The organism is Nisaea sp., assembly GCF_034670185.1.
Lineage (GTDB): Bacteria > Pseudomonadota > Alphaproteobacteria > Thalassobaculales > Thalassobaculaceae > Nisaea.
On sequence record NZ_JAXMNY010000001.1, the window covers coordinates 867400 to 886045 of the forward strand.

At 58.4% G+C, this 18646-nt stretch carries 16 protein-coding genes and 1 tRNA gene; 10 read left to right on the top strand and 7 right to left on the bottom strand.

Annotated elements, in window-relative coordinates; all coding sequences use genetic code 11:
* Positions 1-28 precede the first annotated feature (28 nt).
* Both VOI22_RS04090 and VOI22_RS04095 read right to left on the bottom strand, forming a co-directional pair.
* Positions 29-1207: a UxaA family hydrolase gene (locus VOI22_RS04090; protein ID WP_323795301.1), complete on the bottom strand. Its 1179-nt coding sequence runs from the start codon at positions 1205-1207 to the stop codon at positions 29-31.
* A gap of 2 nt (positions 1208-1209) precedes the next feature.
* Positions 1210-1500, bottom strand: a complete 291-nt coding sequence (locus tag VOI22_RS04095; RefSeq protein ID WP_028465236.1) for a UxaA family hydrolase — start codon at positions 1498-1500, stop codon at positions 1210-1212.
* Between the two features lie 146 nt (positions 1501-1646).
* On the opposite strand from VOI22_RS04095, the gene VOI22_RS04100 reads away from it, so the two are divergent.
* From VOI22_RS04100 to VOI22_RS04110, 3 genes are all read left to right on the top strand, one after another.
* Positions 1647-2348 (top strand): GntR family transcriptional regulator, encoded by a 702-nt coding sequence (locus VOI22_RS04100; protein WP_323795302.1) that lies wholly within the window; start codon positions 1647-1649, stop codon positions 2346-2348.
* Between the two features lie 203 nt (positions 2349-2551).
* Positions 2552-3160 carry a hypothetical protein gene (locus tag VOI22_RS04105; protein WP_323795303.1) on the top strand — a complete coding sequence of 203 codons (609 nt, stop codon included), beginning with the start codon at positions 2552-2554 and terminating at the stop codon, positions 3158-3160.
* Positions 3161-3196: 36 nt separating this feature from the next.
* Positions 3197-4882 (top strand): methyl-accepting chemotaxis protein, encoded by a 1686-nt coding sequence (locus VOI22_RS04110; RefSeq protein WP_323795304.1) that lies wholly within the window; start codon positions 3197-3199, stop codon positions 4880-4882.
* Positions 4883-5183: 301 nt separating this feature from the next.
* Here VOI22_RS04110 and VOI22_RS04115 read toward each other — a convergent pair whose 3' ends face one another.
* Both VOI22_RS04115 and VOI22_RS04120 read right to left on the bottom strand, forming a co-directional pair.
* Entirely contained in the window at positions 5184-5732 is a 549-nt protein-coding gene (locus VOI22_RS04115) for a PadR family transcriptional regulator (protein WP_323795305.1), read from the bottom strand.
* Positions 5733-5869: 137 nt separating this feature from the next.
* On the bottom strand, positions 5870-7318 hold the full coding sequence (locus VOI22_RS04120) for a sensor histidine kinase (RefSeq protein ID WP_323795306.1): 1449 nt from the start codon (positions 7316-7318) through the stop codon (positions 5870-5872).
* Positions 7319-7546: 228 nt separating this feature from the next.
* Between VOI22_RS04120 and VOI22_RS04125 the strand changes: the two genes are divergently transcribed.
* Positions 7547-8386, top strand: a complete 840-nt coding sequence (locus tag VOI22_RS04125) for an ABC transporter substrate-binding protein (protein ID WP_323795307.1) — start codon at positions 7547-7549, stop codon at positions 8384-8386.
* A 77-nt stretch (positions 8387-8463) separates the two neighbouring features.
* Here VOI22_RS04125 and VOI22_RS04130 read toward each other — a convergent pair.
* The 3 genes from VOI22_RS04130 to VOI22_RS04140 form a co-directional block, all read right to left on the bottom strand.
* Positions 8464-8555 (bottom strand) — tRNA-Ser (locus VOI22_RS04130).
* Between the two features lie 155 nt (positions 8556-8710).
* Positions 8711-10336 (bottom strand): GMC family oxidoreductase, encoded by a 1626-nt coding sequence (locus tag VOI22_RS04135; protein ID WP_323795308.1) that lies wholly within the window; start codon positions 10334-10336, stop codon positions 8711-8713.
* Between the two features lie 3 nt (positions 10337-10339).
* Positions 10340-11863, bottom strand: a complete 1524-nt coding sequence (locus tag VOI22_RS04140) for a PLP-dependent aminotransferase family protein (RefSeq protein ID WP_323795309.1) — start codon at positions 11861-11863, stop codon at positions 10340-10342.
* A 175-nt stretch (positions 11864-12038) separates the two neighbouring features.
* Here VOI22_RS04140 and VOI22_RS04145 point away from each other — a divergent pair, with 175 nt between their 5' ends.
* The 6 genes from VOI22_RS04145 to VOI22_RS04170 all read left to right on the top strand — a co-directional run bounded on the left by VOI22_RS04145 (position 12039) and on the right by VOI22_RS04170 (position 18622).
* Entirely contained in the window at positions 12039-13142 is a 1104-nt protein-coding gene (locus tag VOI22_RS04145) for a mandelate racemase/muconate lactonizing enzyme family protein (protein WP_323795310.1), read from the top strand.
* A gap of 17 nt (positions 13143-13159) precedes the next feature.
* Positions 13160-14458: an FAD-binding oxidoreductase gene (locus VOI22_RS04150; RefSeq protein ID WP_323795311.1), complete on the top strand. Its 1299-nt coding sequence runs from the start codon at positions 13160-13162 to the stop codon at positions 14456-14458.
* Positions 14459-14647: 189 nt separating this feature from the next.
* The gene (locus tag VOI22_RS04155; protein ID WP_323795312.1) at positions 14648-15718 is read left to right on the top strand and encodes a polyamine ABC transporter substrate-binding protein; all 1071 of its coding nucleotides are present in this window, start codon (positions 14648-14650) and stop codon (positions 15716-15718) included.
* 101 nt (positions 15719-15819) lie between these two features.
* The gene (locus VOI22_RS04160) at positions 15820-16899 is read left to right on the top strand and encodes an ABC transporter ATP-binding protein (protein WP_323795313.1); all 1080 of its coding nucleotides are present in this window, start codon (positions 15820-15822) and stop codon (positions 16897-16899) included.
* A 5-nt stretch (positions 16900-16904) separates the two neighbouring features.
* Positions 16905-17807 carry an ABC transporter permease gene (locus VOI22_RS04165; protein ID WP_323795314.1) on the top strand — a complete coding sequence of 301 codons (903 nt, stop codon included), beginning with the start codon at positions 16905-16907 and terminating at the stop codon, positions 17805-17807.
* Positions 17807-18622, top strand: a complete 816-nt coding sequence (locus VOI22_RS04170) for an ABC transporter permease (protein WP_323795315.1) — start codon at positions 17807-17809, stop codon at positions 18620-18622. Before VOI22_RS04165 ends, VOI22_RS04170 begins: the two co-directional genes overlap by 1 nt.
* Positions 18623-18646 lie beyond the last annotated feature (24 nt).

Sequence of the window (18646 nt, forward strand, 5' to 3'; positions counted from 1 at the left end):
CCGGCTTTCTCGGTGAAATGGAGGACCGTCAGGCCGAGCGGTAAAGCTTCGTCATGGAGAACTCCCGGTGGCCGAGAGCTTCCGCCGCCGTATTCCGGCCGTTCGCGGTCCGGATGATCATGTCGATCAGGGAATCCCCGGCCTCGTCGATGGTCATTTCCCGGGTCAGCACGCCGGTTACGTCCACGTCGATATGCTCCGACATGGTGCGCAGGGTGCGCGGGTTACCGGAGATCTTGACGACCGGCACGATCGGGTTGCCGACCACGTTGCCCTGTCCCGTCGGGAAGGTGTGGATGACGTAGCCGCCGGCCGCCATCAGGGTGACGCACTCCGCCGCCGCCGATGAGCTGTCCATGAAATAGAGCCCGGGACCTTTCTCCGGTGTCTCTGCGGGGCCTATGGCGTCGATATAGGTCGATGTCCGGCCGATCTTTTCCAGGTTGCCGAGGGCTTTCTCCTCGATGGTCGTGAGGCCGCCGAGAATGTTGCCCTTGGTCGGCTGGCTGTCCGACAGATCGTCCGTCTGGTGGGCGAAGATCACGTCGTCCTGATAGGCCTGCCAGATCTTGCGGAACTTGGCGCCAATCTCCGGCGTTGCCGCGCGGGCCTCGCAGATATGCTCGCCGCCGGTAATCTCCGAGGTCTCCCCGAAGCAGCCATAGAGGCCGTGCGGCAGCAGCTTGTCGTACATGTTGCCGACAGTCGGGCAGGAGGAGAGACCCGTCGTGGTGTCGCTCTCGCCGCATTTGGTCGAGACCCAGATGTCGGTCAGCGGCACGGCTTCCTTCTGCAGTTCCGTGGCCCAATGGACATATTCCTTGGCCTGCCATGAAGCGGCCCGGATGGTCTCAAAATCGCCCTTCTGCTCGATGGAGAAGCCGGTAACCGGCTTTCCGGTCTTGGCGATGCCGTCGACGATCACCTTGGTCCATTCCGGCTCGATGCCGATTACCACAACGGCGGCGACGTTCGGGTTCGCGCCGGTACCGATGATGGTCCGGAAATGCAGGTCCAGGTCCTCGCCGAACTGCAGGCGGCCATAGGCGTGCGGGATCGCCATGGTGCCTTTGACGTTATTCGTCACGGCTTCGCAGGCGGCGTTGGAAATATCGTCGACCGGCAGGATCAGGATGTGGTTGCGGACGCCGACGCGGCCGTTTTCCCGGCGCCAGGCATTCACGCTCGTGTTTGCAAGATCGGCCATCTCTACCACCTCTTGGTTTTCATATTGTGGGTATGGACGTGCTCGCCGACGCCGGCATTGCCGACCATCTTGCCGATATCCTCGCCATATTTGATGACCGTATCGCCGGCGCTGAGATCCTTCAGGGCGACCTTGTGGCCAATGGGGATATCCGCCTTGGCGGTCAGCCGGAAGTCCGAATTGTCGTGCGTGACGACGCACAACATCTCGGTGCCGGCTTTCAGGTCCTCCACCACGACGACACCGACCGTGTCGTCCGGGTTATGGACCAGCAATTGGGGGATGTTGGTCATTTCGTGAGCTCCCTCGGTTTCATTTTTTGAGTTTTGTTAACCTATGTCATTACATGTAGGAGAATTCTTATACAAGACTGATGCTTTGCGATCTGCTACATGGCGGCCATGCCGCGATGAAAGCTGGATGGGATCAGGCGAGCCAGATGACTGAACCGCTCTACAAAACCGTGATCGGAACGCTGATCGACCGCATCATCTCGGGTGAGCTGGTGCCGGGGGCGATGTTACCGAGCGAACATGATCTGGGAGCGGAGCTTGGGGTAAGCCAGGGCACCGCGCGTAAAGCGCTGGAGGAACTGGAGCGCAGAGGGATCATCAAGCGCCGTCAGGGAGTGGGGAGTTTCGTCGCCGTCCGCACGCCCGAAAACGCCTTGTTCCAGTTTTTCAGGCTTCGAAATCCGGATGGAACACAAGCAATTCCGGACCTGGCGGAGGAAACCGTGTCATCGCGAAAGGCGGCGGCATGTGAGGCGGGGCAATTGTCCGGAGCGCCGGAAAAGGTGCATGAAATCGTCCGCGTACGGACTATTAGCGGGGCGCGCCTGATTTACGAGAAGTCAGTCGTGCCAGCAGTGCTTTTCCCCGGCCTGGACCAGCGTGCACCGCTGCCCAACGCGCTCTACGCTCTTTATCAGCAAGCTTTCAGGATCGCGATCGTCCGTGCAGAGGAAAGCATCAGGGCGATTGCCGCTGATCAAGAGACGGCTTCGGCGTTGGGGTGCGCCGTGTCCCGCCCGGTCATGCGTGTTGAGCGTAAAGCTTTCGATATAGCAGACCGTTGCGTCGAGCTGCGGTCGAGCTTTTACGTTACGGATCAGCACGCATATGGGATTTCTCTAACGTGAATGAGATGCTCGCGAGAGAAGACAAAAATCATCCTATGATGAAAATTTATTAATACCAAAAACCTAGGAAAAACAAACTAAAGAGTGTTTTTCGGGGAAAAATTAGACTTAGTTTAAATGTTTCTTAATTCCTCGCAGCGTTTATTAACCGCTAATTGCCTGAGAGTCAGGCTGTCGGATTACGGTTTGAATGTGAGGTTGCAATGAATACGGTCTTTTTGCGGTTTGCCGCCCTTTTGATCGTCGCGTGTCCCTTTCTGATATCGGAGAGCTTCGCGCAGAATAATCCTCCGCCTGTGGAAATTCTGGACGATAAAGCGATTTCTGAGATTCGGGACTGGCTCTCCAATCCGGTCGTGGAAATGTCCGTCACCGCGCATAACCGGCTGTATGAGGGTGTCGAGCAGGCACAGATCGATGAGCTCGATAAAGCTTGGCGCGCTGAGAGAGAAAGCGCCGACCAGCCGTTGATCGCGGCCACGCTCAGCAGCCCTCTTTCGACTTACTTGACCCAGATCCAGGCAGCATCCGGTGGAATTTTCACGGAAATTTTCGTCATGAATGCCTTTGGTCTGAATGTGGGGCAGAGCGCCATCACGTCCGATTTCTGGCAGGGAGACGAAGCCAAGTACCAGAAGACGTTTCTCGTCAGTCCGACAGCTGTATTTGTGGATGAGCCGGAATTCAACGAGAAGAGCAAGACGTGGCGGACCCAAGTGAATTTGACCTTGACCAAAGATGGAAAGCCGATCGGTGCGGTTACCGTCGAGTACAACCTGAGCGAGTTGGCGCGTCGTCGGGGATTGATGTGACGCCGCCTGACCAACGGTTTACCAGGGAAACATAAAATGAATTTTCTCCAGAACCTCAAGATTTCGCGAAAACTCGCGCTCAGCTTCTCCATCATTATCGCAATGACGGTTTTGACAGCTATCCTGGCCTTTGCGGCCATGGAACAAATCAAATCAGCGGAAGCCGAGAGTCAGAAGGCCGATCAGCTCGGTGATATCTATATCGAGTATGAGCGGGCTTTTGCCCTGAAACGTCAGGGCCTGCTTTACTACCTCCTCACGGGGGATCGGACAGGTCTGGAACAATTCAACCAGATGTCTCCGAAGATCGATGCCGCTGTTGCGTCGCTTCGCGGGCAGTCGGCGGACATTCCGGCTGTCGCCAAACTCGTGGATACACTCGTTCTGGATTACACGGAATGGCTGGACGTTTATGCAGCAGAGCAGGTCCGGCTTATGAGCAACTATCTGACGGTGAACCAGGCCCGTGCCATTGAGGTGACCGGTGAGCCCCAGATCGCGATCGATCGCTTCACTGAAGCAGCGATGAAGCTGGAGCAGGAGCTTTCGGGCATCTCCTCCCGTGCCGTTGCACAGCGCGCGGCGGCACTCGCCAGCTTCACCGTAACCATGATTGTCTCAATTGCCCTGATTATTGTTGTTGCTGTTGTCTCGGCCTTTGCGATGAGCCGATCGATAGCGACTCCGATTGGCTCCATGACTGAACTGATGGGCGAGATGGCTGAAGGCAATCTCGATATCACGGTTTCCGGTACAGAGCGGAAAGACGAAATCGGGAGCATGGCGGCAGCCGTCGAGGTCTTCAAACGCAACGGCCTAGAGCAGCGTGAGCAAAAAGCGCGCGAGGCTGAGCAGCAGGCGCAGGAGAGCGAGCGGCATCAGAAGATGGAGGGCTATACCCGTTCTTTCGACGCCGAGATGGTAAGCGCGCTGAAAATTGTGGAAGAAGCTGTCAACAGTGTCCGTGTCTCGTCCGAGACGATGGCGGCCAACGCCCAGAATACAACCGGTCTCTCGCAGGATGCGGCGGCGGCGATCGAGGAAGCAAACGCCAATATCCAGACTGTGGCGTCTGCAACGACCGAGCTGTCTTCGTCGATCAACGAGATCTCCTCGCAAATGGCCCAGGCTTCAACGGTGACCCGTGCCGCGGTCGGGGAAGTCGAGACGACCAACGCGCGGGTTGGAGCTCTGAATGAAGCGGCTGAAAGTATTGGTCAGGTCATCCAGATCATTGATGAGATCGCGGAGCAGACGAATTTGCTCGCTCTGAACGCGACCATTGAGGCTGCACGGGCCGGTGAGGCCGGTAAAGGGTTTGCGGTTGTTGCCAGCGAAGTGAAGAGCTTGGCGACCCAGACCAGCAAGGCGACTGAAGAGATCAGTCAGAAAATCGCGGAGATCCAGAGCGAGACCAGTGCAGCCGCCGATGCGGTGCTTGGTATCGGGAACACGATCAACAAGATCGATGAGCTGACGGCCGTGGTTGCAAGTGCGGTTGAGGAGCAGGGTGCCGCGACCAATGAAATTGCACAGAATATCGAACAGGCAGCTTCCGGTACCCAGACGGTTGCCCAGGTCGTTGAGACGGTGTCCGCCGCCGCCGGAGAGACCGGCCAGCTTGCCGAGAGTCAGCAGACCGTTGTCGCCGAGTTGAGCGAACGGAACCGCAAGCTCAAAGGCGAGATCGATCAGTTCCTTGGGAATGTCCGGGCGCTTTAGAGCAGCATATTCTTTCGTGATCTTGCGGGCCGGTCGCAATGCGACCGGCCCGTTTTTTGTTGGCGTGTCCGGATCCGGCCGCCACGGCCCCGCTCATGCGTCGGTCGGGAGTGTGATTTGGGTGATTGGCGAGGCCGATGCCTTGACCCGTTGAGGGGGCGCCTCCTAGTCCTGACGTTTGAGTCACCGTCGTCGATTTTGATGCATAAGTTTGATCTGCATGGCGGCGGGCTTATGCTGGCCGCGGCATTGGACGGTCACGCGTCAGCGTCCAAGTTAACAGCTAAGGGTGCCGTTCAATTCAAAGTCGCTCGATCTTGCTGGCGGCTTCATCCACCAGTCCGGCAACCGCGAGAACGGTTGTCTTGTCGATGCCGCTCTCAGCGAGCTTGTCGTTTAGCGCGGTCTTGAGATTTTCCATCGCGCGGCGGATTGGCGCGGGCTCAAGGCGGCTCTGGCGTTCGGCGATGGCGGCGATACGGGACATCGCCGCGCTGGCATCACTTGCAAGCTCCTCCAGGTGGGCCCGGCCCGCGTCGGTTATTTCAAACAATTTCTTCGGGCCGTCCGTTTCGCCTTCCGAGATGAGATCCATCTCCAGGAGGAGCGTAAGTGTCGGGTAGACCACCCCGGGGCTTGGCGCATAAGCGCCTCCGGTCTGACCTTCGATTTCCCGGATCAGGTCGTAGCCATGCCGTTCACGCTGGGATATCAGGGTCAATAGAACCAGGCGGAGCTGGCCGCCGTCGAGAACCCTGGGACGGCGACCGCCACGCCCGCGTATTACGCGTGACCCTTGCCGTTCAGAATGGCCTTCATCTCGATGATATCGTCTGTCGTTGTGCCTCATGATGGCATGTTCCATTTATCAAAGATACAAATAGATATATCTTTGATGTATCGAAACACAAGGGGCACCAATACTTTTTTGAAGCCTATCTAGCCGATCCTAAACGGGAGGATGCCCTACATTCCGCGACTTGGCTGTCACAGCGCCTCAGTTAATTGGGGGACACTGTCTCCCTGGGAAAGTTCACCCAAATCCGAAGTTTTCAGATCGACCCAGAATGTCGATCCTTTGGCCAGAACGCTGTCGCAGCCGATACGCCCGCCCATGCCCTCCGCGAGCATTTTGCAGATGGCAAGACCAAGGCCGGCTCCGGGAATGTCGGGGAGGTTATTGTCACCCCGGACGAACGGCTCGAAAATAGACTGGAGCTGATCCGGCGGGATACCGCTTCCACTGTCTTCGACATACAAGCGTTGCCGACCATCGGGCCGGGCTGTTACGCCGACTCTAATCGTGCCGCCGGATGCGTTGTATTTGGCGGCATTGGTGACGAAATTCAGAAGGATCTGCCGTAGGCGCGATTGGTCTGCCTGCACTGTTGCCTCAGACTGTATATCGGTCTTCAGCGAGATTTGGCGTTCGCCAGCAATCCCTTCCAGTTGTTGGATATCGCTTCGAATGATGTCTGCCAGGCTGACATCTTCAATCTCGAATTCGATGGAACCTGCCTCGATCTTCGAGAAATCTAGGATATCTCCTAGCAACCGATTCAGTTGTTTGCCGGCGCTGGAGATATTTTTCAGGTACGAGTTCCGGCGCTCGGTATTGTCGGCGCCGATGCCCATTTCCAGTGCCTCCGCATAGCCGATGATTGCATTGAGCGGTGTGCGCATTTCGTGGCTCATGCTGGCGAGAAAGACGGATTTGGCTTTGTTCGCGGCCTCAGCCTCGATGACGGCCTTGGCTAATGCATTTGTCGATTGAAGAACTCGGTTTTCGAGCATATCCAGCTCATCGCCGCGTGCCGCCGTTCCCGGTTGATACCGCGCTGCCCTGGCAAAGGATTCTGCCAGCCGGGTGACGCGCTTGGTAATGATCAGTTGGAATATCATCGTGAGAAGGAAGGCAAGGAGTGTGCTTTTCAACAGGCCGGACACAAGGGCATTCCAAGTCCGTTGCTGGAACCCCGGAGCCGCCGCTACCGGATCGAGTTCGATGATCAGAGTTCCAACGTCGATGTTCGCTTGTTCATTTCGTAAATCACGGGTGAACAGCTCGACTCCGGACCCGAGCAGGAGTTGCTCTAAAATCGATGGCGGTTTTGTTGGGCTTCTGGACGCACGGGCGAGCGTAAGGCCGGTTTCATCCAGAATTTTGGCTTTTACGAGTGCCGGGTCGCTAAGCAGGCTGGCGACCAGTTCCTGGGCACCGATATCGTCCAGCCGGTAAGCGGCGCGCGCCGCTGGCTGGCCTGCATAATCCAAAATGGATTTCGCATGAACGCTCAGGTTTTTACGCTCGTCCCGCGCATCGAGCAGAATTTGCATGATGGCGAATACAGCCCCGATAGCCAGAGCGATAAAGACGGCTATCTGAGCTTGTCTGACGGACAAGCGGCGACGAAAAGGGATCTTTGAGTTGACCAATGAGACTCTCTTGAACACAACAATGACGGCTACGGTATAAGACCGGATCAATCAGGGCTAGGCTTCCGGGGAACTTAATATATTTATGGTTTTATGGCAGAATTGCGGGGCTGGCTCGAAACTGCGGGCTATACTGACCGGGCCGAGTGATGAGTTCCGAACTGGTTGGTGGCGATGTTGTGTACCTCACGCGGACAGAGTGTGATGCGGTGGACGTTACGGTACCCGTTGACGGTTGCGGCAACGGCGGTTGCTCTCTTCTTTGCGGCGTTTCACTCCAGCGCTGTGGCGCAATCAGACGAAGACCAGTTATGCGATGACATTCCCGCATTTACGCTCGCTGCCGAGGATAGTTTCTTCACATACACAGGGATGTTCGAAGGCAAGTTGAGAGGGTTTTCACTCGATATTGTCTCTGCCGCGTTCAGTGCGGTTGGTTGTCGTGTCAACTTCGTAGCAATGCCTTATGCGCGGTGCATACGCGAGGTACAGGCAGGACGTCAGATCGGGTGTTTCAACACAACGAATTCGGCGGACAATCAGAATAAGTTCATTTTCCATTCCCAGCCGCTGTTCCGCGGCAGGATTCTGGTCTACGCGCATCCTGACTGGACAGGGCCCTTCACCGAGGACGCGTATGAGACACGCAGCTTTTCCGTCGTGCGCGGCTATACCTACACGGATGCGTTTGATCGAAGTTCTTCAATCCGGAAAATTGCGCTTGAGTCCGATATGCAGACATTGGCAATGGTGGCCCGCCGCCGAGCCGATTTCGCCGTCGTCTATGAGAAAGTAGCGCAGTTTCAGATCGGCTGGAACTGGGAGCGAATCAAGCCGTCACCGGTACCTGCCCACAAGTTGGTGGAGTACGATCTTTTCGTATCCTTCTCCAGGATCGCCGGGCACTTGTCAGTCAAACTGGCTCACGCTCTGGATTCAGGGCTCGAAAGAATTCGGAACAATGGCACCTACGCCAGAATCGATGCGGCCTGGAATGCCTGGCTTTCCGAGGGCGTTAAGGCCGATGAATTGCCGCCAAAATGGACGAGGCTGGGCATCGGCGACTGAGATGACTGGTACGACCTGGGCAATCCGCTGAAGCGGTTGCCATCCGGCTATTTCAAGGAATGAATAGAAAGAAGAACTGGCGGAGGGGAAGAGATTCGAACTCTCGATACCGGTTTCCCAGTATAACGGTTTAGCAAACCGCCGCCTTCAGCCACTCGGCCACCCCTCCGCCGGAGCGACACAGCGGGTAAACCCACCGCACGACGTATGCAGCGCCCCTTCTATGCGGCGGCCTGCCCACTGTCAATGAATGCATTCTTCGGAGATGTTTTTTTTCGGAGCAGGCACATTGGTGACGGCCTGCTCCGATAGAAGATCTTGGTATCAGGGGCTTTTCGCAGCCTCCAGAATGATGTCGCTCGCCTTCTCGCCAACCATGATCGAGGGCGCATTGATGTTCCCGGACGTCACGGTCGGGAAGATCGAGGCATCGGCGACACGTAGATTCTCAACGCCATACACTTTCAGGCTTGGATCGACGACACAGGTCTGTGCGTTGGGGCCCATCATGCAAGTGCTGCTCGGATGGAAGACGCTGCCGCCCTTGGTCCGGATATAATCGAGCATGGTCTCGTCGCTATCGACATCGGGGCCGGGAAAAAGCTCCTCCAGCACGATGTCCTTCATTGTCGGCGTATCGGTGAGCTGGCGCATGAACTTAAGCCCTTCCAGATTGTCCTGCAGGTCATGCTCGGTGGCCAGATAGTTGGGATGAATTTCCGGCGCGGCGTCGGGACCCGCAGAACGCAGGCGCAGAAAGCCCCGGCTGGTCGGACGGCAGGGCGAAATGCTCATGATGAAGCCCGCAAAGGGGTCTGGATGCATCAGGGCGCGTTTGCCCGGCGGGCCCTTCAGGTAACTCAGTGGTGAGAAATAAAGCTGCATGTTGGGCCGGTCGAGGTCCGGACGGGTCTTGAAGAACCCGCCGCCCTGATTGAGGCTGAGAGACATCGGCCCGCGGCGCGCGGTCAAATATTGCAATCCGGCCCAGAGCTTTCCCCACCATGGCGTCAGCGTGTTGTTGAGAGTCGGGAGCCTCGATTTCAGCGTCTGGTCGACGATGTAGTGGTCCTGCATGTTCCGTCCGACGCCGGGACGGTCGATAAGAACTTCGACCCCGGCCGCCGTCAGGTCTTCCGCTGGACCGATGCCGGAGCGCATCAGCAGCAGAGGGCTGCCGATCGCGCCGGCAGAGACGATCACCTCTGCTTTTGCATGCGCGCGTTTCAGCTTCCCACGGCATCTGTATTCGACGCCGGTTGCGCGCGTTCCGTCAAACAGCAGGCGCTCGGCCATTGCATGTTTCTCGACCCGCAGGTTTGAGCGTTTCCGGGCGGGCCACAGATAGGCGCGGGCGGCGGACATACGCAGCCCGTCCCGGGTTGTGACGTGATAAGTGCCGACGCCTTCCTGGCTGGTGCCGTTGAAATCATCGTTGCGCGGCAGACCGGCTTCTTCTCCTGCCTTGATATAAGCCTCGCAGAGCGGGTGAAGGTCGTCCTTCGGGGCGCTGACATGGAGTGGCCCGGAGCCGCCGTGCCAGACGCTCTCGCCCCATTCGTGGGTTTCCATCCGGCGATAGACAGGCAGGATGTCATCCCAGCCCCAGCCGGGATTGCCCGCATCGCGCCAGTCGTTGAAGTCTCCTGCCTGGCCGCGGATATAGACCATCGCGTTGATCGAACTTGAGCCGCCAAGTACCTTGCCGCGCGGCCAGTAACTCGGGCGACCTCCGGCCGTCGGTACCGGCTCGGTCATGTACATCCAGTTCACCGACGGGTCGTAGAAGGATTTTCCATAGCCGATTGGTACCTGAATCCAGAACCGCCGGTCGTCTCCACCCGCTTCCAGCAGCAGCACCCGGTGCCGCCCGTTCTCGCTGAGGCGCCCAGCAAGCGCACATCCTGCCGACCCGGCGCCGACGATGATGTAGTCAAACTGATCTTCCAACTCTCAAACCCTTACTGTCTTCGCCTTCCGGCTGTCGCGAAACGCATTGTCGAGAACATTCGCCAGGACCCTGGACCCTGCTTCAATATCGCTTGGTGGAACCCCGCTGAAGCCGAGCACAAGGCCGTTGAGGGTGAGGGGGGCTGTCGCATACCGCCTGAAGGGTGTCACCGTGATGCCGGCCTCGTCTGCTGCGTCTGCGACCAAACTTTCGTCAAGTTCGTCAGGCAGGTGCGCAATTGTGTGAAGACCTGTATCGGTCGGCTTGAGTTTCAGCAGCCCGTTGAGCTCCCGGTCCGCACAGGTTTTCAGAACCTGATAGCGCTCCGTATAGATCCGCCGCATCCGCCGGAGGTGGGTCGCGAAATGGCCTTCATCCATGAAACCCGCGACGATTGCCTGCTGGTTCAGGGGCGCACTCGGCAGATAGGCGGCGAACATATGTTCGAGACGCTCGACGAAGGCGGTCGGCACCAGCATGTAGCCAAGCCGGAGAGCGGGGAACAGAGTCTTGCTGAAGGTGCCGACATAGAAAACGCGGTCGGCATGATCGATGCTCTTCAGGGTCGGTATCGGGTGATCCCCGTAGTAGAATTCGCCGTCGTAATCATCCTCGATGATCCACGCATCGGCCGCTCCGGCGGCTTCCAGCAGGGCAAAGCGGCGTTCCAGGCTCATGGTCACGCCGAGCGGTTGCTGGTGCAGCGGTGTCGCGAAGGCGAGCCGGAAGTCAGGCGCCCGTCGCAGCCCTTCCGACACCATCATGCCCTGATCGTCTATCGGCAGCGGGACCATCTCTCCGCCTGCCGCCAGCAAGGCATTGTAAGCACCGATCGCGCCCGGATTCTCGAACCAGACCTTGTCCCCCCGGTTCAGCAGCATCGAGCCGATGATGTGGAAGGCGTGCTGGGCCCCGTTGGTGATGAAGATCTGCCTGTCCTGGCAATTGATGCCCTGGTTTGCGCGCAGATGCGCTGCGATGGCGCGTCGAAGCGGCGGGAACCCGGAGGCGTCGCCGTAGCCGAGAACCACGTCGCGCCGCTCGCGCCAGTGCTTGTTTGACTGTCGGGTCCATTGCGCGATCGGAAAAATATCCACGGCGGGTAGGGCGGTCGTAAACGCCCTGATGGTATGGGGCAGACGCTCGATAAAAGCGGAACCGACGGGAGCAGGGCTCGGAAATGCACTGACGGCTTGCGGCTCCGTCCCGGCATTTGCGATATCCATTACGGTTTCTTCTGCCGGAGTGCCGATCCGGACGGATTGGCTGACAAAGGTGCCGGCGCCCGTACGGCCTTCCAGTAACCCCTCCGCAGTCAGCCGCTCAAACACATCGACCATGGTGGTTCGTGAAACGCCGAGGTCATTGGCAAGCGTGCGTGTGGCCGGTAGTCGGTCTCCGGCCCGCAATCCGCCCGCAAGGATGATGTCCCGGATAGATGACACGATCTGCGTTGCGAGCAGGCGTGATGAGCCATGATCGATCCGGATTGCACTGAGCAGGGCGCCTGCGGCTCGCTTTACCATCGCTGATCTTTCAACTGCCGCAGCGGATATTTGGCAATCCCGCAAAATTGGTTTGGCGAAATGTCGATAATGGACCTTAAATTCCATCCAAATTGCTCGTCAAGATGTACTCATCATTCAGTCTCTGCTGGGCTGCTAATTTCCGCCTTTGATCCAAACGCACGGGAAGCCACGGATGAAAATCACGAAGATCGAGACCTTCAGCACGCAGTTCGTTGGTTTCGTAAGGGTGACCACCGAAGACGGCAGTGAAGGCTGGGGGCAGGTCTCGACGTACAATTCCGATATCTCCACTCTCGTGCTGCATCGGCAGGTGGCGCCGTACGCGCTCGGTTGGGATGCGTTCGATCTGAACGGGCTGGTCGATATCATTCCGGAGAAGGAGCACAAGTTTCCCGGTGCCTATCTCCGGCGGGCCATCGGCGGCGTCGATACCGCGCTCTGGGACCTCTACGGCAAGCGCGAGGGCAAGACCGTCTGCGAGCTGCTGGGCGGCACGCCCCGGCCGTTGCGGGTATATGCTTCCAGCATGCGGCGCGATATCACGCCCGAGGATGAGGTCGAGCGGCTGAAAAAGCTGCAGGACGAATGCGGCTACGACGCCTTCAAGATCCGTGTCGGCAGCGAATACGGGCACGATGTCGATGAATGGCCCGGCCGGACCGAGGGCATTATCAGTGCGATGAGCGCGGCCTTCGGCGGCAAGGCAACATTGCTGGCCGATGCCAACAGCTGCTTCACGCCAAAGCGCGCGATAGAGGTCGGCCGGATGCTTGAGGACAACGGATTCTCGCACTTCGAGGAGCCCTGTCCCTACTGGGAGCTCGACTGGACCAAGGAAGTTGCCGACGCGCTCGACATCGATGTGACCGGCGGGGAGCAGGATTGCGATCTGGCCACCTGGCGGCGTATGGCGTCTATGGGGGCGGTCGATGTTTTGCAGCCGGATATCTGTTATCTCGGCGGCATCACCCGGACCATGCGGGTGGCCGAGCTGGCGAAGCGGTACGAGATGGCCTGCACGCCGCACTCAGCGAACCTCTCTCTTGTCACCACCTTCACGCTGCATCTGATGGGAGCCATCGAGGCTGCGGGGCCTTATGTCGAGTTCGCCATTGAGGGGCTGGATTACTATCCGTGGCAGAAAGATCTTTATGACCCGTTCCCGATAGCCAGGGACGGCAAGGTTCAAATACCCTCGGAGCCGGGCTGGGGCATTCAGATCAGACGCGAGTGGCTGGAAAACGCGCAGTATCAGTGCAGCGAGCTCGACAGCTGAAACGCGGACACAGAAACATGCAGAGCGACATCTTTACCGAGGATTTCAAGACTGAGCCTTATTGGTGGGAGAAGTCCCCGCGACCCAACATCAAAGCGTCGGTGGTGCCGGATAAAATCGATGTGGCGATTGTCGGGGCTGGCTATACGGGTCTCTCCGCCGCGCTGGTGTTAGCCCGCGCGGGGCGGTCTGTTGTGGTTTTCGATGCCGAGGATGCCGGCTGGGGCTGCAGCACGCGCAATGGCGGGCAGATCAGCCGGTCGATCAAACCGGGATATGAGCAGCTCACCCGGCGCTATGGCGCAAACACAGCGTTCGAGATCATCCGCGAAGGCACACGGGCGCTTGAATGGGTGGCGGACTTTGTCGCATCGGAAGACATCTCCTGCGACTTTGCCGTGCCCGGCAAGTTTACCGGTGCGCACAACCCGGCCCAGTTCGAAGCCATGGCCAGGGCCGCTGCAAACCAGCCCGAAGGCCTGGAAGAGCCGCTTGAGGTGATTACCCGGGCGGAGCAGCACAAGGAATTGGGAACGGACGCTTATTACGGCGGTATTGTTAACACCAGCACGGCCTCCCTCGATCCGGGGATGTTTCATCAGGGGATGCTGGACCGGGCGCGCGAGGCCGGTGTGACGATCGTGACGCATTGTCCGGTGACTGAAATTGAAGAGACCGCCCCCGGCTTTCGGGTGACGTATCCCGGCGGAGCTGTCCGGGCCCGTGATGTTCTTGTTGCGACGAATGGCTATACCGGTCCGGAATCGGGCTGGCAGCGCCGGCGGGTTATTCCTATCGGCAGCTACATCATTGCGACCGAGGCTTTACCGAAGGATCTGATGGATCGGATCATGCCGACCGACCGGATGCTCGGGGATAGCCGGAAGGTCGTCTACTACTACCGTCCGTCTCCTGACCGCAGACGCATCCTGTTCGGTGGGCGTGTGTCCAGCAGCGAAACCGATCCGCTGAAAAGCGCGCCGCTGCTGCGCCAGGAACTGGCCCGTCTCTTCCCCGAATTGTCCGGTGTCCGGGTCAGCCATTCCTGGATGGGGTTTGTCGCCTACACCTTCGACACGCTCGCCCATGTCGGCTGTCACGAAAACATCCACTATGCGATGGGATACTGCGGATCGGGCGTTTCCATGTCGGGATATTTGGGGATGCGGGTTGCGCAGCAGATGCTGGGCCTTAAGGAAGGCCGGACCGGGTTCGATGGGATCAGTTTTCCGTCGCGCCCGCTCTACACCGGGAAGCCCTGGTTTCTCTCAGCATCCGTGGCTTTCTACAGGTGGCGCGATGGCCTCAACAGGTAGTCGAGAACCTCTTCCGGGCAGGAATTTCGGATAAAATTGGTCTGGTCTTTTATTGAGAATGGATCTGTTCTGAAGTCCAATCGAGCTCTTCAATTTCAGATAGTGGGCAGGATTGAAACCAATCCGGGAGCCGGGCAGGGATGCCCGGCTTTGAAAAAGACCCAAAATCGAACAGCGGAGAACGTTCTTATGATGAAGAAGACAGAATTCTCACGTCGCGGCTTGCTGGCGGTTGCCGCCGGTGCAATGGCGATGTCCATGACTGGAGTGCCCGCCCAGGCGGACGGTTCGGTGACTGTTGCCTCATGGGGCGGCTCCTACCAGAACGCACAAAGCCTCGCGCTGTTCCAGCCGGCGTCGAAAGCCATGGGCATCACCGTGAAGGAAGAGACCTACGGCGGCATGTCCGACGTACGCCTGAAAGTGAAGGCCGGTGCCGTTGCGTGGGACATCGTTTCCAGCGGATCGGGGAGCGCCGCACGCGCTGCCGCTGAAGGCCTGCTGGAGAAGCTGGACTACAGCGTTATCGACGTCTCGACCTTCTATCCGACGCTGAAGACGGACTACTGCGTTGGCAGCGACGTGTTCTCGACCGTGATGGCATTCAACACGGCCACCTATGGCGATAGCGGGCCGAAGAGCTGGGCCGATTTTTGGGATGTGAGGAAATTCCCGGGCAAGCGCGCCTACCGCAACAAGGTCGCCGGTGCGCTCGAGCCGGCACTGATGGCCGACGGTGTCGCGCCGGCTGATGTGTACAAGGTTCTGGATTCCGAGGAAGGCATCAAGCGCGCCCTCGACAAGATCCGTGAGCTGAAGCCGGAAATTGCCGTCTGGTGGAAATCCGGTGCCCAGCATGCCCAGCTTATGAAAGACGGCGAAGTCGACATGACGACGGGCTGGAACGGACGTTTCGACGTGGCCAAGAAAGACGGCGCGAGAGTCGCCTACACCTTCAACCAGGGCCTGCTCGACTATGATTGTTTTGCGATCCCGAAAGGGGCGCCAAACAAGGATCTCGCCATGAAGTTCCTGGCGGAGGTGAGCAAGCCGGAGATCCAGGCCAACCTGCCGAAACACATCACCTATGGGCCGACCAACAAGAAGGCCTACGAAATCGGCATGATCGACGACAAGACAGCGCGCATGATGCCGTCTCACCCGGACAATGCCGCTGTTCAGCTTCCTGTCAGCCTCGCTTGGTATGCCAAGTGGGAGCAGAAGGCCGCTGCGATGTATCAGGATATGCTGACCGAATAGCGTTAGCGCTTTCGAAGGGACGTGGACGGCGGTCCTCCGCCGTCCCGTCGCCGGCTTAGTCCGGCTATGTTTTCAATCCAGTGACAATCGGTGAATTTGGCATGTCGAAGCAGCAAGCGCTTCCGATCTCTATTTCCGGTCTGACCAAGGTATATGGCGATATTTTCGCCCTGAACGACGTCGACCTGGAAGTTCAGAGCGGCGAATTTTTGACGCTGCTGGGCCCGTCCGGCTCCGGCAAGACCACATTGCTGATGGCGCTCGCAGGTTTTACCCGGCCGGATTACGGAAGTATCCGGTTCGGTGACGACGAGATCATCTCCATGCCGCCGCACAAACGTGGCGTGGGCATGGTGTTTCAGAATTATGCGCTGTTCCCGCACATGACCGTCGCGGCGAATGTCGGATACCCGCTGAAGCTCCGGAAAACATCGAAGGCCGAGACGGAAAAGCTGGTCGCGGAAGCACTTGAAACCGTTCAACTCGACGGCTATGGCGAGCGCCGGATCAGCCAGCTTTCCGGCGGTCAAAAACAGCGCGTCGCGCTTGCCCGTGCCATCGTGTTCAGCCCGCGCATTCTGTTGATGGATGAGCCGCTGTCCGCGCTCGACAAGAATTTGCGCGAACACATGCAGATCGAACTGCGTCATCTGCACGAGAAGCTTGGCATGACCACGGTCTATGTGACCCACGATCAGCGCGAGGCGCTGACCATGTCGGACCGCATCGCGGTGATCAATCACGGCCGGCTGATGCAGCTGGATACGCCGCGCACGATTTACGAACGGCCGGCCAACCGTTTCATCGCCGAGTTCATCGGCGAATCCACCTTTCTGCAGGTTGAGCGCGACGGGGACCGGGTCAGCTTTTCCGGATCGGAATTAAAAACGGGAGCCTTGCCTGCTGCCGGCGAACTGTCTCTTGTCATCCGGCCGGAACGTCTGAGTGTCCTCGACGGCCCGGCACCGGAGGACACCAATGTCTTCTCCGGTACCGTCCGGGAGATGGTCTATCAGGGCGATACGGTCCTGGCCTATGTCACGCTTGCGGACGGGACGGATCTGACAGTCCGGGCAGGAACCCGTTCCGGTGAGGCGATAGAGAAAGCCTCTGTCGGGGATAAGGTCGAGCTTGGCCTGAAGAGTGCCGACGCCGTTCTCATCCCGCGTGAGGAGGGGTGAACCCGATGACCGAGGTGAGTATCGGATCGGATTCCCGCGCCAACGAGAGCACGCTTCTGAAGCAGTCCCGACGGGAGGAATGGGCGCTGCTCGGGCTGGCATCGCCCGCGATACTGACTGTTCTTATTGTCATGGTGCTTCCCGTCGGCTGGCTCTTCTACCTGTCGTTTCTGGCCGATGACGGCAGCTTCTCGCTCGAGCATTACAACCGGATGCTGGAGAGCAAGTCTTACGGCCGGATTTTCGTGACGACGTTTGAGGTCAGCTTCATAACCACGGGCTTTTGTATTCTGATCGGCTATCCGCTGGCCTATTTCCTTTCGCAGCTTTCCTCGCGCATGGCCGCGCTTTGCATGCTGACCGTGTTGCTGCCGTTCTGGACCTCGCTTCTGGTCCGGACTTACGCCTGGCTGGTTCTGTTGCAGCGCAAGGGACTGATCAATAGCTGGGGGATTGATCTCGGACTCTGGGACGAGCCTCTCAAACTGGTGCACAACCTGAATGGCACGCTAATCGGCATGGTGCACATCATGCTGCCGTTTCTGGTGCTTCCGCTCTACGGCTCGATGAAGGCCATCAGTGCCGATTACCTGAAAGCCTCGTCCAATCTCGGAGCCGGGCCGACCCAGACCTTCTGGAACATCTTCTTCCCGCTGTCGCTGCCGGGCCTGTTTGCCGGTGCGCTGATTGTCTTCGTGCTCTGCCTCGGCTTTTTCGTGACGCCAGCAGTGCTTGGGGGAGGCAAGGTAATCATGGTCTCCATGCAGATCACCAGCAATATCGAGCTGTTCTTCAATTGGGGCGCCGCCAGTGCGCTTGGCGTTGTCCTGCTGGTCATCACCCTGGCGATCCTGCTTGCTGCCTCCCGGCTGCTGAAACTCGACAATGTTCTTGGCGGAGGTCACTGATGAGCTGGCTGAACAAACCCGCCTCCGAAACCCAGATCACCCACGGTCAGCGCCTTTGGCTCTACATTCTGGCGACGGTGATCATGATCCTGCTGGTCGCGCCGACCGTGATCGTGATCCCGATGTCCTTCTCGGCCTCGCAGTATCTCGAGTTCCCGCCACGGGAATGGTCGCTCCGCTGGTATGAGCATTATCTCAACTCACCGGAATGGATCCAGGCGACCTGGACATCGCTGAAGGCCGGGTTCTTCACCATGTGCGTGGCGACACCGATCGGAACGGCTGCGGCCTATGGTCTGTTCGTCACCAAGCATCCGCTCAGTCGGATGTTCTATGTCCTGTTGATCACACCGATCATGATTCCGGTTATTCTGATCGCCATTGCGGCCTTCTACGTCTTCGTGCAGATCAGGATGGTCAACAGCATGTTCGGGCTGGTGATCGCGCATTCCATCCTGGCTCTGCCACTGGTTCTGATCGTGATCAGTGCGGCTCTTAAGAGCTTCGACATGAACCTGGAAATGGCAGCCCGCAGCCTCGGTGCATCGCGCTTCACGGCCTTTATGGACGTGACACTGTCCCAGATCCGTTTTTCGGTCATGACCGCGGCCTTGCTGTCATTCCTGACGTCGTTCGATGAAGTGATCGTTGCCATGTTTGTCTCGGGCGGTGACAACTCGACCCTGACCCGAAACATGTTCAACGCCCTGCGGGATCAGATCGATCCGACCATCGCATCGATCTCGACCATCATGATTGTGATTTCCTCATCACTTCTGATCCTGACGCAGCTTTTCAGAAAATCGCGCGACTGAAGTGCCGGAGCGGCGTCTTTCGGC